General features: G+C 34.5%; 16 protein-coding genes. 11 read left to right on the forward strand and 5 right to left on the reverse strand.

Features of this window, described 5'->3' with window-relative positions; translation table 11 throughout:
• Window positions 1-6 precede the first annotated feature (6 nt).
• Entirely contained in the window at window positions 7-225 is a 219-nt protein-coding gene (locus ACP7AV_RS08260) for a DUF2007 domain-containing protein (protein ID WP_426064355.1), read from the forward strand.
• A 22-nt stretch (window positions 226-247) separates the two neighbouring features.
• On the forward strand, window positions 248-1,045 hold the full coding sequence (locus ACP7AV_RS08265) for a Cof-type HAD-IIB family hydrolase (RefSeq protein WP_426091542.1): 798 nt from the start codon (window positions 248-250) through the stop codon (window positions 1,043-1,045).
• Here the strand turns inward: ACP7AV_RS08265 and ACP7AV_RS08270 are convergent.
• Window positions 1,042-1,623, reverse strand: coding sequence for a hypothetical protein (locus tag ACP7AV_RS08270; protein WP_426091543.1), 582 nt, complete (start codon window positions 1,621-1,623; stop codon window positions 1,042-1,044). The genes ACP7AV_RS08265 and ACP7AV_RS08270 overlap by 4 nt on opposite strands.
• Before the next feature lie 130 nt (window positions 1,624-1,753).
• Between ACP7AV_RS08270 and mtaB the strand changes: the two genes are divergently transcribed.
• A complete protein-coding gene (gene mtaB / locus ACP7AV_RS08275; RefSeq protein WP_426091544.1) occupies window positions 1,754-3,082 on the forward strand; it encodes a tRNA (N(6)-L-threonylcarbamoyladenosine(37)-C(2))-methylthiotransferase MtaB in 1,329 nt (442 codons plus the stop codon).
• A 267-nt stretch (window positions 3,083-3,349) separates the two neighbouring features.
• Here the strand turns inward: mtaB and ACP7AV_RS08280 are convergent, their stop codons facing one another.
• Entirely contained in the window at window positions 3,350-4,066 is a 717-nt protein-coding gene (locus tag ACP7AV_RS08280; protein ID WP_426091545.1) for a 3-ketoacyl-ACP reductase, read from the reverse strand.
• A 129-nt stretch (window positions 4,067-4,195) separates the two neighbouring features.
• Window positions 4,196-5,032, reverse strand: coding sequence for a DUF6929 family protein (locus ACP7AV_RS08285; protein WP_426091546.1), 837 nt, complete (start codon window positions 5,030-5,032; stop codon window positions 4,196-4,198).
• 196 nt (window positions 5,033-5,228) lie between these two features.
• Between ACP7AV_RS08285 and ACP7AV_RS08290 the strand changes: the two genes are divergently transcribed.
• Window positions 5,229-6,107 (forward strand): PPK2 family polyphosphate kinase, encoded by an 879-nt coding sequence (locus ACP7AV_RS08290; protein ID WP_426091547.1) that lies wholly within the window; start codon window positions 5,229-5,231, stop codon window positions 6,105-6,107.
• A 55-nt stretch (window positions 6,108-6,162) separates the two neighbouring features.
• On the opposite strand, the gene ACP7AV_RS08295 is transcribed toward ACP7AV_RS08290, so the two are convergent.
• Complete coding sequence (locus ACP7AV_RS08295) at window positions 6,163-6,744, reverse strand: hypothetical protein (protein WP_426091548.1); 582 nt, start codon at window positions 6,742-6,744, stop codon at window positions 6,163-6,165.
• Window positions 6,745-6,968: 224 nt separating this feature from the next.
• On the opposite strand from ACP7AV_RS08295, the gene ACP7AV_RS08300 reads away from it, so the two are divergent.
• The 4 genes from ACP7AV_RS08300 (at window position 6,969) to ACP7AV_RS08315 (ending at window position 9,875) form a co-directional block, all read left to right on the forward strand.
• Window positions 6,969-8,351, forward strand: a complete 1,383-nt coding sequence (locus ACP7AV_RS08300) for an MATE family efflux transporter (protein ID WP_426091549.1) — start codon at window positions 6,969-6,971, stop codon at window positions 8,349-8,351.
• Window positions 8,352-8,422: 71 nt separating this feature from the next.
• Window positions 8,423-9,331: a prohibitin family protein gene (locus ACP7AV_RS08305; protein ID WP_426064346.1), complete on the forward strand. Its 909-nt coding sequence runs from the start codon at window positions 8,423-8,425 to the stop codon at window positions 9,329-9,331.
• 53 nt (window positions 9,332-9,384) lie between these two features.
• Window positions 9,385-9,612 (forward strand): hypothetical protein, encoded by a 228-nt coding sequence (locus tag ACP7AV_RS08310; protein WP_426064345.1) that lies wholly within the window; start codon window positions 9,385-9,387, stop codon window positions 9,610-9,612.
• A 32-nt stretch (window positions 9,613-9,644) separates the two neighbouring features.
• Entirely contained in the window at window positions 9,645-9,875 is a 231-nt protein-coding gene (locus tag ACP7AV_RS08315; protein WP_426091550.1) for a hypothetical protein, read from the forward strand.
• A gap of 4 nt (window positions 9,876-9,879) precedes the next feature.
• Here the strand turns inward: ACP7AV_RS08315 and meaB are convergent, their stop codons facing one another.
• Window positions 9,880-10,971, reverse strand: a complete 1,092-nt coding sequence (meaB, locus tag ACP7AV_RS08320) for a methylmalonyl Co-A mutase-associated GTPase MeaB (RefSeq protein ID WP_426091551.1) — start codon at window positions 10,969-10,971, stop codon at window positions 9,880-9,882.
• A 166-nt stretch (window positions 10,972-11,137) separates the two neighbouring features.
• Here meaB and ACP7AV_RS08325 point away from each other — a divergent pair, with 166 nt between their 5' ends.
• From ACP7AV_RS08325 to ACP7AV_RS08335, 3 genes are all read left to right on the forward strand, one after another.
• Complete coding sequence (locus ACP7AV_RS08325; protein ID WP_426091552.1) at window positions 11,138-12,049, forward strand: AEC family transporter; 912 nt, start codon at window positions 11,138-11,140, stop codon at window positions 12,047-12,049.
• Window positions 12,050-12,101: 52 nt separating this feature from the next.
• Complete coding sequence (locus ACP7AV_RS08330) at window positions 12,102-13,313, forward strand: MFS transporter (protein ID WP_426091553.1); 1,212 nt, start codon at window positions 12,102-12,104, stop codon at window positions 13,311-13,313.
• A 235-nt stretch (window positions 13,314-13,548) separates the two neighbouring features.
• Window positions 13,549-14,187, forward strand: coding sequence for a peroxiredoxin (locus ACP7AV_RS08335; RefSeq protein ID WP_426091554.1), 639 nt, complete (start codon window positions 13,549-13,551; stop codon window positions 14,185-14,187).
• Window positions 14,188-14,449: the final 262 nt, after the last annotated feature.

Here is a 14,449-nt window from a genome sequence, read left to right on the forward strand (position 1 = left end):
AACAAGATGGGATTAATGAAAGTGTTTTCGGGAAGTGAAATTCTAGCAATGGCTTTACAAGAAAAAATCGAAGCGATTGGTGTAAATGTTGTTGTGAAAAACAATATACAATCAGCTCGATTGGGAGGTTTTGGGAATTCGGATTTAGCGGTAGAATTGTTCGTTCAGGAAACTGAGTTTTCAAAAGTAAATCCAGTTATCGAAGAATTTAGAATGAGTATTTAAAACATTCGCAACAAAAATTAAAATGAAATATAAAATGTTGGTTTTGGACATGGACGACACTTTGTTGACTGATGACCATACCATTTCAAACGAGAATAAAGAAATGTTGTTTAAGGCAAAAGAATTAGGTGTTCATATTGTTCTGGCATCTGGTAGACCAACCCCAGCAATGACAGCGTATGCCAAAGAACTGCAATTGGATAATTCGTTCATGATATCGTATAATGGAGCTGTGATTACAGATTTGAAGGAAGATAAGGTCATTTTTGAACAAACATTATCCCAAGAGCAAATCCATGAATTGTACGATTACAGTTTAAAAAGTAATACTCATATTATTACTTATGTTGATGGTAAAATTGTAAGTGAAACAGATTCTGAATATATCGAAATCGAAAAAAACATCACCGGTTTAGCGCATAATAAAGTGGTAAGTTTTAAAGAGGAGGTTCAATCTTCAGCTGTAAAATGTATCTTATTAGAAGAGCCAAGTTATTTAAAAGAAGTAGAGAAAGATTTGAAAGCAGCGATGCCACATCTTAGTGTCAGCATGTCAAAACCTTTCTTTCTTGAAGTAGCTCAAAATGGAATCGATAAGGGAGCCAGTATTAAATTTTTGGCGGAAAAACTAAATATCCTTCAATGTGAAATTATCGCCGTTGGAAACGCAGGAAATGATTTAACCATGATTGAATATGCCGGATTGGGCGTTTGGGTAGACAATGTTGATCCTGAATTGAGAGATAAAGGCGATGTTGTTGTTGCATCAAATAATGATCATGGCGTTGCTGAGGTTGTGAGACGATTTATTTTGAATTAAGATTTCTTTTTAGGTGATTTACAAGTTTTACAGAAATCAGAAAGTTCTTGAATTCTTATTAAAACATCATCGTTAAGTTTTATTAATATATCCTTTTTTTGTCCCAGATTAGTTTTTTTAGAGGCTTCTCCGTGTTCTTCTACATATTCTTTTTGGATAGCATCATAAAGCGGTTGAAGAAAACTAATATCTGAAAAAGTGCCTTTGTTAACGTATAAGTCTTTTCTAAGTTTTCGAGCATAAAGTTCTGATAAATCAAATTCATATTGAGCAAATTTCACCATATGTTCACCTGTAATAGTATCAGTTGCTATTATGGAAGCCGATTCTCGTTTGAATGTAGAACTTACTTTGGAATTGAAGTTTTTGGTAAACATAAATTCAACATTACTCATTTGTATGCTAAAATTTAGTCCAGAAGCAGTTTGTATGCTATTACTACTCACATTGCCAATTTGAGTTGCTTTTGATTTAAAATCGGAAAGTTGGATTTGATATTTTCCATCCCATTCTATTGCGTTTTGAGCATTTATTTGTAACGCAATCATAAGAAATGTAATTGTAATTATTTTTTTCATTTTTTAAAGCCTAATTATTTGCTCACAAGATACTACTATATAGAAAATTATTGATTTCATTTTCCAGAATATTGTTCGTAAATTTGCGCACTCAATTTTTTGACAACGATTTCATTAATTGAGTTATTTTATGGAAAATAGAAAAAAAGTTGCTTTTTATACGCTGGGTTGTAAACTGAATTTTTCGGAGACTTCGACGATTGCCCGTAATCTTCAAGACGAAGGTTTTGATCGGGTAGATTTTGAGGAAGTAGCTGATATGTATGTGATTAATACGTGTTCCGTTACTGAAAATGCAGACAAGCAGTTCAAGCAAGTGGTTCGAAAAGCAATGAAATTGAATGACAAAGCATTTGTCGCGGCGGTGGGTTGTTATGCGCAATTGAAGCCAGAAGAATTAGCGAGTGTAGATGGAGTAGATTTAGTTCTTGGTGCAACTGAAAAATTTAAATTGGCAGATTATATCGATGATTTGTCTAAAAATGATTTTGGTGAAGTACATTCCTGTGAAATTTCCGAAGCGGATTTTTACGTGGGAAGTTATTCGATAGGGGACAGAACCCGCGCTTTCTTGAAAGTTCAGGATGGTTGTGATTACAAATGTACCTATTGCACGATTCCTTTAGCAAGAGGAATTTCGAGAAGTGATGAACTGGAAAATGTATTGAAAAATGCAAAGGATATTTCAGAGCAAAACATAAAAGAAATTGTTCTTACCGGAGTAAATATTGGCGATTACGGAAAAGGGGAATTCGGAAATAAAAAACACGAACATACTTTTCTGGAATTAGTTCAGGAATTAGACAAAATAGAAGGTATTGAAAGATTGCGAATTTCATCTATTGAACCAAATTTATTGAAAAATGAAACGATAGAATTTGTATCGAAAAGCAGGACTTTTGTACCGCATTTTCACATTCCGTTGCAATCTGGAAGTAACGATATTTTGAAATTAATGAAACGCCGATACCAGCGTGAAATATATACAGAAAGAGTTAATAAAATTCGGGAAGTCATGCCACATGCCTGCATTGGTGTGGATGTAATTGTTGGTTTTCCTGGCGAAACAGATGAACATTTCCTGGAAACCTATCATTTCTTGAATGAAATGAATATTTCGTATTTACATGTTTTCACGTATTCGGAACGTGATAATACGGAAGCAGTTACAATGGAAGGTGTCGTTCCTGCTAATGTTCGTGCCAAACGAAGTAAAATGTTACGTGGATTATCCGTTAAAAAACGTCGCGCTTTTTACGAAAGCCAATTGGGTAGTAATAGAACTGTTTTATTCGAAAGTGAAAATAAAGAAGGCTACATTCACGGGTTTACCGAAAACTATGTCAAAGTAAAAACGCCTTGGAATCCAGAATTAGTCAATACGTTGCACGACATTAAATTGACAAAAATTGATGAAGACGGAAGCGTACGAATGGAGTTCGTGAATATTGTGGTTTAAAAAGGTTATTTTTTTTCACCACAAAGAATCGGTTTTAATACGAATTTAGTCAATAATTTTTTCTTTTTTAATTAAAAGGAATTAATACAAACTGTATTTAACTCTTTTCAAATGCTTGGTTAAAGAAATTCGAAGTAGGTATTGTAAGATATAAAATCTGCTGAATGTGCAAAATCTGCGTGAAAAATTTTCAGCACGCAGATTTTGTAGATTTTTGCAGATTTTTTTTAGACAATTTGTTTTGTCATTTTCTTTATTTAAATGGCATTATGGATTCGTAGACCAAATACTGCTATTTTTGACAAATACGCGTCGGTTTAATTTGAGTTGCGCGATGATTAATTCGGCCATATCTTCAGCTTGCATAACTGTATCAGGATTTCCATCAGTCAATTTTAATTCTTTGGCCATATCAGTGGCAACCGTACTTGGTGTTAACGCCGTTACCCGAATATTATGCTTACGCACTTCCTGCATCAAAGAATCGGTTAATCCTAAAACTGCAAATTTAGAAGCACTATAAGCGCTTGTTAATGCATTTCCGCTTAATCCTGATGTTGAAGAAATATTGATGATATCACCCGTTTGTCTTTCAATCATATTGGGCAAAACGGCGCGAGTCACATAATAAGTTCCCATTAAGTTTACCTGTATAATACGTTCCCAATCTGTGGGTTCTAATTCTAGGAATTTTCCAAAAGCGGCTATTCCGGCATTGTTGATTAAAATATCAATGGTTCCAAATTCAGCCAATGCTTTTTCAACGGCGGTATTAACCGAGATGATATCAGCAACATCAGCGGTTATTGCCAGTGCTTTTACTCTCAACGAACGTGCTTTTGCCGCAACACTGTCTATTTCTTCCTGTGTTCTGGCAATCAAAATTACATTTACGCCTTCTTTGGCTAATGCCAAAGCAATCGCTTTTCCAATTCCTTTTCCAGCGCCGGTAATTAGGGCATTTTTATTTTTTAAGTCTGTCATTTTTTTAATTATTTAATGCCTTTACAAGGCTGAGTTTACTGTAAAAGTAATACGTTTTACATTTTAAATCTATTTTGGTTTTCTATTTAATCTAAATTTAACGTTATGTTATTTAGGTCGAAAGAAACATCATTTTTTGTCCAAAGTCAGTTTGTAAATATCCGTTTCTAAAACCTCGGAATCTTTGTCTTCACAAAGCAAGAACTCGATTTTCTCTTTTGAATTGGCGTATAAAGTCAATCCTTCGAATTTATGGGTGCTGCTAATTTTTTTAGTGAAATCGATTTTCATGGTTTTCAGGTTAATGCTCCCAATCAGACTTCCTAGAACTTCGCCATCATCATACGTAGATTCGGTGTCTTCGGCTGTCGCCAAAAAATAAATACTGTCATCGACTAAAATTCCGTCGGTAAAACTACTGCGTACTCCTTTTATTTTAGGAAGTATGTAGGTGTTCGAAAGAATAGTGAAGTCGTTGGCAAGGTTTTTTCCTTTGATGGTGAAAAGGACATTTTTATGAGATCCTCCGTTGCCACGATTCAATAAAAACCAACTTTCGCCATTGTAGATGGCGCCTTCGATGTTGAAATCTTCAGGTTTAATTTCTCCAAAATTTTGCATTACGGCATACAAACCGGCGAGGTCATTTTTAGCAATCACCTTTTTAGTGCTGGAGTTGACTTGTAACATTTTGTTTCTTTTTTGGGTAGAACCAGAACCAAAAACATACAGACTATCTCCAAAATCGGTTAGGGCTTCAAAATCAGCTTTGTCTTTTTTTAGCGTGTTTTCAATGGGATTTTCCAGTAGCGGATGGCGCTTTAAATCCTGCGAATCTAGGTGGTATTCGTAAAGAAAACCGCTGTTGTCACCTATAATTAATAGCGAATTGTTTTTGTAAATTAGTCCGGATGCGGAACCAATGCCGATGATTTGAAACAGTAATTCGAGTGTGAATTTTTCCATAATATGTGTTTTGAAAAGCATTGCCTAGCCCAGATAATAGTGAAAATCCTTTCTAGTCCTGAACTTGTTTCAGGATCCTGAAACAAGTTCAGGACTAGAAAGATTGCAACGAATAGCTGGAAAATGCTCCTGAAATTCATCAGGATTAATCTTTATAATTTGTTATATTTGAGTTTACAAAGATAAATTATTTGTTATGAAGTCTATAAATCCCAATGATTTTAAAGTGATTGGCAAAATTGAATTAGCCAAAATCCCTACTAATTTGTTCAATGGAGCCAGTGATGATGCCAAAGAGGAAAAACTGGATAAAGTTCAGGCGAAATTGAGCGAGTTGCAGGATGTGATGTACGCGCACAATCGATACGGGGTTTTAATTTGTTTGCAAGGGATGGATACTTCGGGCAAGGATAGTCTAATTCGGGAAGTTTTTAAGGAATTTAATCCGCGCGGTGTAGAGGTGCACAGTTTTAAAACTCCCAATTCAACGGAATTGGAACACGATTATTTGTGGCGACATTATTTGGCTTTGCCAGAAAAAGGAAAATTTGCAGTATTTAACAGAACGCATTATGAGAATGTTTTGTACACCCGCGTGCATCCGGAATATATTTTGAATGAAAATTTGCCAGGAATTGAAAAGGTACAAGACATTACGTCACAGTTTTGGCAAAACCGTTTAGAGCAGATCAATAATTTTGAAAAGCACATCACGCAAAACGGAACTATTGTTTTGAAATTTTATTTTCATTTGAGTAAAGAAGAGCAACGCAAACGCTTGCTGCGAAGATTGGAAGAAGTGGAGCACCATTGGAAATTTTCACCCGGAGATTTGAAAGAACGCGAACATTGGGATGAGTACATGCAGTATTATGAGGAAACGATTAATAAAACGGCTACCGAAAATGCGCCATGGTATATTATTCCTGCAGACGATAAGGAAATGGCGCGTTATGTTGTGGCCAAAATTATCTGGGAAGAAATGCAAAAATATAGTGACATCAAAGAACCGAAATTAGACGAAAAGGTAAAAGCTAATTTTGAAATGTATAAAGACCTGTTGAAAAAAGAATAGACCAAAAAAAATGCGCTGAATTTCAGCGCATTTTTTTATAACATTATTTGTGCGTTTATAGTTTGAAACCATAAGCTAAACGAATACCTACTTGTCCAACTCCTCTACCAAGAGAACCGTTACTGTTTAAACGATCAAAATGATTGTAATGTGTATAGTTCAAAGAAATATCTATGTATTTAGAAGCATAACCTATACTTGGAGATAACAATAAAGAAGTTTTGTCTCTGGTATTGTCTACATTACTTGCTGCAAATGCTGCACCAGCTTCTCCCATAACGTAAAATTGGTCTTCCCAAATAAAAGCTTTAAAACCCGCTTTTGCTGGGATGATACCTAAATCTTTTCCTTCTGTTAGGCCAGGAAACCCATCAGCTTTGCTTACAAATAAATTAGTGTAACCTGTAGTCAACGTTAAAGAGTATCTTTCTGATAAATCATATTGACCTCTAACATCAGCTCCTAGTACCAATTTGTATGGATCATTAACTGAATATCCTGCATTTGCACCAAATCCTAAACGGAATCCTTGGTCGTAATTTGTTGCTTTGTTTGTTTCCTGAGCTTCCACATTGTAAGCAAACATCATTGAGATAGTAAGTGCTAATGCGAATTTAATTTTTCCTGCGATTTTCATAATTGTATTTTTTAATATTTTAGTTGTTTTGATGGGTTTTGTTTATCGTAAAACAACAGTGCAAAAGTAAGTTTCGTAGTTTTTAAAAAGTTATATAATTATGTCGATTTGTTATAGAATTCCTTGTTATATTGACTGAAAATTAAAAAAACAGCTGTTTAAAATGCAATTGTATCAACACAATTCAAAGCTTCTAATTATCTTTGTCCAAAAAAAGACAAAAAGTGAATTTATCTAAATACTTCAAAGAGTTTTCTTATAATATAACATTGGCTTATCCTGTAATTTTGGGAATGTTAGGGCATACGTTAATAGGTATTGTTGATAATTTCATGGTAGGAAAATTGGGGTCTACGGAGTTGGCGGCCGTTTCACTTGGTAATAGCTTCATTTTTATTGCTTTGTCCTTAGGGATAGGGTTTTCTACCGCAATTACTCCGTTAGTTGCTGAGGCTGATGCTGAAAAAAACAATGAAAAAATCCGTACCACTTTTCATCACGGACTGCTTTTATGTACGGTTTTAGGCGTGGCATTGTTTATTTTGACGGTGCTTTCAAAACAGATTATGTATTTGATGCACCAACCCAAAGAAGTCGCTGAAATGGCCGCTCCATATATTGATTGGGTGGCGTTTTCTTTGATTCCGGTGATTATCTATCAGGGATATAAACAATTTGCAGATGGTTTAACCAAAACAAAATATTCGATGTATGCTATTTTGATGGCAAACGTGGTACATATCTTCTTTAATTACGTACTGATTTATGGGATTTGGATTTTTCCAAAATTAGGAATTCTGGGAGCAGCGTTAGGAACTGTTTTGTCCAGAATAATGATGGTAGTTTTTATGCATTACCTGATGAAACGAAACTCAGCTTTGAAAAAATATTTTAAAAACTTTAGTTTTAAAGAAATCCGAAAATCAATTTTGAAAAAAATCATTAATCTTGGTTTGCCGTCAGCAATGCAAATGTTGTTTGAAGTAACCTTATTTACCGCTGCGATTTGGCTTTCTGGTTCTTTGGGTAAAAATAGCCAGGCTGCCAATCAGATTGCACTTATTTTAGCTTCCTCCACCTTTATGGTAGCTATGGGATTAAGTGTTACTGCAATGATCCGAGTGAGTCATACCAAAGGAATGAACGATTATAAAAATTTGATTGTTGTGGCAAGATCTATTTTTCTATTGGCGATTATACTTGAAACTTTCTTTGCGATAATATTTGTGGTATTTCATAATTTTTTACCGCATTTATTCTTAAATATGAATGATTCAGCTCAAATGCTGGATAATGAAGAAATCATCATAATCACGTCAAAATTGCTATTGATTGCGGCTATCTTCCAAATATCGGATGGAATTCAAGTCGTTGTTTTGGGAGCTTTACGTGGTTTGCAAGATGTAAAAATCCCTATGTACATAACCTTTGTGGCCTATTGGGTTATTGGTTTTCCTATTTCCTATTATTTAGGAAAATATACGGAACTCAAAGCCGTTGGAATCTGGATCGGACTTCTGGCAGGATTAACCGCTGCCGCTTTATTTTTGTATATTCGCTTTGCGAGATTGACAAGAAAGTTAGTTATACAAAATCATAAAGAATAAAATTTTTCGTACGCTGTAACTTCTCATCCGAATTTTCGTAAAACAAGAATATTAACCAAACCAATAAAAATATGTTACTATTAATTATTCTAGGAATACTATTTTTAATTTTAAGTTTCATCTTAAAAAGCAATCTAAATTCTTTCTCTAAGTTCTCAGGCAGTCTTAAAATCATTGGAGTACTTGTGGTTGTTTTAGGAATTTTCTCATCTATGTTCAAACAAATTGACGCTGGAAAAGTAGGAGTAAAGTCCCTTTATGGTAGCGTTCAAACCGACATTTTACAAAGTGGATTGAGTTTGATAAATCCGCTCATGGATGTGACAGAATTTGATATTCAAACCCAAAATTACACCATGTCTGCGGTTCATAACGAAGGCGCTCAATCTGGTGATGATGCCATTCGTGTGTTGTCAAATGATGGACTTGAAGTCGTTATCGATCTGACCGTTTTGTTTAGAGTATCGCCAGAAGCTACTCCAAAAATTCTAAAAGAAATTGGCGTGAACTACAGTGATAAAATTGTTCGTCCTGTTACCCGAACTCGTATTCGTGACAATGCAGTTTATTATGATGCCGTAGCTTTGTATTCTACTAAAAGGAATGAATTTCAGCAGCGTATATTTAAAACAATTGAAGCCGATTTTAAATCAAGAGGTTTGATTTTAGAGCAATTATTGATACGCAATATAAACCTTCCAGCATCGGTAAAAGCTTCTATCGAAAGTAAAATTAATGCCGAGCAAGATGCCCAAAAAATGACATTTGTGCTTCAAAAAGAAAAACAAGAAGCAGAGCGTAAGCGAGTAGAAGCGCAAGGTATTGCTGATTATCAACGTATCATTTCAACAGGATTAACAGATAAGCAATTACAGTACGAGCAAATAAAAGCTCAGAAAGAACTTGCAGCGTCAACTAATACCAAGATTATTTTTATGAATGGCAGCCGAAACACACCCATAATTCTTTCGGACAAATAGGTTTTTTTCAAAATTAAAATAACTCAATATCAAATCAACAAAACAATACTAAAATGGAATTACCAAAATTTTTACTGGGCGATAACACTGATTTTCCCGAAGATATTTTCATCATACACCTTGATTACCCAAGATTTATCATTAATCTCAAGGATGATGAGGTAGAGTTTATGGAAGAAGCTGAAGACCTTGACGAAGCAGAATTAAATGCAGAAATGGAAGGATTAATCGTTCTTGCCAATAAGTTTTATGACCGAGAAATCAAACTTTACGAAGAATAGTTGATTTCTTGTTTTACTTAATTTATATTTACATGAAAAATGTATTTGTGTATTCCATGTTTATTTTTGGGACATTGCTCGTAATTAAAGGCGTTTTTAATTTTTTTCCTTTTGAAATTCGTTCAAATGAAAACTCTAGTAATGCCTATAATTATGGACATGCTGCGGGTTATGTTATTGGTAAATTTGGTAAAATTGCCTTAGGCTTAATGATGATAAAATATGGTTACAAAACCTATTTAGAACAAAAGATCGTAAAATAATATCTTAGTCTTTTTTAAAATACTTTTCCAATAATTTTTGAGCGGCTACAAAGGGTGAAATTTCATCATTTTGTACCGCTTTTTTAGTTGAATCCAATGATTTTTGAATTTCCGGGTTATTGTAAAAATTGGTTTTCAATTGCTCGTTAATGGTCTCCAACATCCAATATTGGTTTTGTTCTTTTCGCTTTTCAAAGAAATAATTATTGCCTTTTGTCAGTTCCAGAAATTTTTGAATGGTTTCCCAAACTTCAGGTATTCCTTCATGAGTTATGGCGCTACAGGCAGCAGTTGTAGGAGTCCAACCTGATTTTTTAGCAGGAAAAAGATGCAGAGCTCTATTAAATTCCAGTTTGGCAAGATGCGCTCTTTTGATATTGTCACCATCCGCTTTGTTGATGACAATAGCATCAGCCATTTCCATGATGCCGCGTTTAATGCCTTGCAATTCATCGCCGGCACCAGAAATTTTTAATAAAAGAAAAAAATCAACCATGCTGTGAACTGCGGTTTCACTTTGACCTACACCAACGGTTTCTATGATTATGGTGTCAAAACCGGCGGCCTCACAAAGCGTAATGGTTTCACGGGTTTTTCGAGCAACACCACCTAATGTTTCCCCCGAAGCAGATGGTCGTATAAAAGCATTTTTATCTTTCACCAATTCTTCCATTCGGGTTTTGTCACCCAAAATACTTCCATGTGAAATCGTGCTGCTAGGATCAACGGCAAGTACGGCTACTTTTTTTCCTAAACTAGTCAAGTATTTTCCAAAAGCTTCTATAAAGGTACTTTTTCCAACGCCTGGGACACCTGTAATTCCTATCCTGACAGATTTTTTAGCATAAGGCAAACAGGCATTTATTACTTCATTGGCTTTAGCCAAATGATTGACATTTGTACTTTCAACTAAAGTAATCGCACGGCTAAGCGCAGTAATATTTTCGTCTAAAATTCCTTTAAAAAGTTCTTTTGCCGAAGGTTGTATTTTTCTAAATTGCTGAATATGCCCAACAGCAACAGCGCTGATAATTTCTGGAGCAGAAATTCCGGGTTTTTCATTCAATGCGCTTGGAGTTTGTTTTTTATTTGGCAAAATAATTTTTTAGAATAGTAAAAATAATAAAAACTATCTTGAATAGACGGTCATTCTCTTAAAATGTCATTTCATTTTGATCGCTCCTCTTTTGCGGAGGATATATCACAAATTTTATTTTTTTGAATTCATTTTATTTCTTATTAGTCAATATCTTTGTTGTATTATGACCAACTTCATCTTAATCTTTGTTTTCCTATTCCTTGGAATTGTATTCCAAAATATAAAAGGGTTTCCTGTAAGTATTTATAAGTTGTTAAACAAGATTGTTATTTACATCTGTCTTCCTGCTCTCGCCCTGTATTATATTCCAAAAATAAAATGGACTACTGAATTGTTATATCCAATTGGAGTTGCTTGGATTGGATTTGCAGTATCTTATATATTTTTTAGTTTCTTAGGCAGCAAATTTGGATGGTCTAAAAAACTTATCGGTTGTTTAATTTTAACAGCAGGTTTGGGTAATACTTCCTTTTTAGGTTTTCCAATAATTGAAGCATTGTACGGAGAAGAAGGTTTGAAAACGGCTATTCTAGTCGATCAACCGGGTTCTTTTGTGGTACTTTCCACATTAGGAATACTAGTAGCAACTTTATATTCCAGTGGCAATCCAAATGGTTTTCAGATTGCCAAGAAGATTCTGTTATTCCCTCCATTTATAACTTTTTTGATTGCCTGTTTGATGAATGTTTTCAATTTCGATTTTCATGAATATGTTCAGATTTTATTGCAAAAACTGGGAAGTGGCGTGACACCTTTGGCATTGCTCTCTGTTGGTTTGCAACTGCGTTTTGACCGGAAAAGTCAGCATTGGAAGTTTTTAGGATTGGGACTTTTGTATAAATTAATATTGACTCCAGCTCTCATTTACGTGTTGTATGTCGTAATTTTGCAACAACATTCTAAAATCATTCAAGTTGCGATATTGGAGTCAGCGATGGCACCCATGATTACTGCTTGTATTTTAGCTTCTACTCACGGTTTAAAGCCCCGTTTATGCAGTATGATGATTGGTTTTGGAATCCCATTATCGTTTATCACCTTATTATTTTGGTATTTTGTTGTTCAATATATTTAAACTTTTTAGAAACAATTTGAACCAATAATTAGTAATATAGTTTTTTAGAAATATGAATTCATCTCTTAATACTGTGTCAAAAAATGATACAAGTCCGGTTGCTCAGCAAACTGTTTACTCTATATTATTTTCCATTGCATTCGCCCATTTATTAAATGATTTATTACAGTCGGTTATACCGGCTGCGTATCCTATTTTAAAAGAAAATTTCAATTTAACATTCACACAAATCGGATTAATCACCCTGGCGTATCAGTTGGCAGCTTCTATATTGCAGCCTTTAGTAGGTTTGTATACAGATAAAAGACCAAAGCCTTTTTCTCAAATTTTCGGAATGCTCTTTACTTTATCCGGAATTGTATGTTTATCGTATGCTTCCAGTTTTTCAATGATCATAGTTTCGGTTATTTTAGTTGGGATAGGTTCTTCCATTTTTCATCCTGAAGCGTCCCGAATCTCCTTTTTGGCATCTGGTGGAAAGCGTGGTTTGGCACAATCCATTTTCCAGCTGGGAGGGAATGCCGGAACTGCAATCGGACCTTTGTTAGTAGCCTTGATTGTTGTACCAAATTCACAATATTATATCATTTGGTTTGTGGTGGTAGCCATTATTGGATTGATTGTTTTGAGTAGAATTGCACTTTGGTATCAAAATCATTTGAGTTTAAGAAGTGCAAAAAAAGCCGTAATCGATTTGCCTAATTTGTCCCAAAAAACCATTATTATTTCAGTGGCAATTTTGTTGGTTTTGATATTTTCAAAATTCTTTTACATGGCAAGTATGTCCAGTTATTTTACGTTTTACTTAATTGAAAAATTTGGATTATCGGTACAGGAAGCACAATTTCATTTGGTTTTATTCTTGGCGTCTTGTGCCATTGGAACTTTGATCGGAGGACCAATAGGCGATAAATTTGGAAGGAAATATGTGATTTGGTTTTCGGTTTTGGGAGCCGCACCTTTTACTTTATTGTTGCCCTACGTTGATCTGTTTTGGACAGGCGTTTTATCGATCTTAATTGGAATCATAATCTCCTCTGCATTTCCCGCGATCTTGGTTTATGCACAAGAATTATTGCCTAAAAAACTCGGAATGGTTTCTGGTCTTTTCTATGGTTTTGCCTTCGGAATGGGCGGTTTGGGTTCCGCTTTATTGGGAAATCTTGCGGATCATACCAGCATAACTTACGTGTATTATCTTTGTGCCTATCTGCCTTTGATAGGAATTATAGCGCTCTTTTTACCTAATTTAAAGAAAAAATAGGATTTTTTTTCAGGAGCTTTCTCCTGCTCTGCACTGAATCTTTTGTTTTTTAAAGAAAAAAATAAAAGGATGCCGCTTCGATCAGGGCTATGGCGTTTGGTCTGCTAATAGTGTTATTTTGGAAGTGTTACTTTCTGATTTTCATAAAAATTAGTACAATTTTAAGATTGATTTTCTCCTTTATTGCTTTTATTTCAATATCTTACAGTGTTACTAATCAATAAATTAAATTACTATGGCAACATTACGATTAGGCGATATTGCTCCTGATTTTGAAGCAGAAACGTCACAAGGAAAAATAAATTTTCATGAATGGTTAGGAGATGCTTGGGGAATTCTATTCTCCCATCCGGCTGATTTTACACCAGTTTGTACTACTGAGTTAGGAACTGTTGCGAATTATTATCCTGAATTTGAAAAAAGAAATGTAAAAGTAATCGCTTTGAGCGTTGATGGTGTAGATTCCCACATGGAGTGGATAAAAGACATCAATGAAACTCAAAATACAACTGTAAATTTCCCGATAATTGCTGATGAAGACAAGCATATCGCTGAATTGTATGATATGATTCATCCTAATGCAAATGAGAGTCTCACCGTTCGTTCTGTTTTTATTGTTGCACCAGATAAAAAAATAAAATTAACATTGACGTATCCTGCATCAACCGGTAGAAATTTTGACGAACTATTGCGTGTAATTGACAGTTTGCAATTGACAGCTAAATACAGCGTAGCCACACCCGCAAACTGGAAAGATGGAGATGCGGTAGTGATCTCGACCTCGATAAAAGATGAAGATATTGCCGCTAAATTTCCAAAAGGCTACGATAGGGTAAAACCGTATTTAAGAATGACACCACAACCTAATAAATAGTAAATTCTTAGAACACTTTGTGAATAGAAAAGCAGAATGAATTTATTTTTCATTCTGCTATTTTTATGCATTTAGGAACAAGTAGCAACTAAAGTAAAACAGTGCAGTTTTTTAATGGCATCAATAACTTCTTCAACAATTCTTTTCAGAAATTAATCTCACTGTTGGAATTACTTTTGATTTGCTAAATAAGTAATGACTAATAATTTTAAAAAATTAAATTTTCAATTTTGTAATACTCTTAAAGTGCAAATGACATTGT

Origin of the sequence: Flavobacterium sp. DSR3-2 (assembly GCF_049896525.1) — a bacterium.
GTDB lineage: Bacteria > Bacteroidota > Bacteroidia > Flavobacteriales > Flavobacteriaceae > Flavobacterium.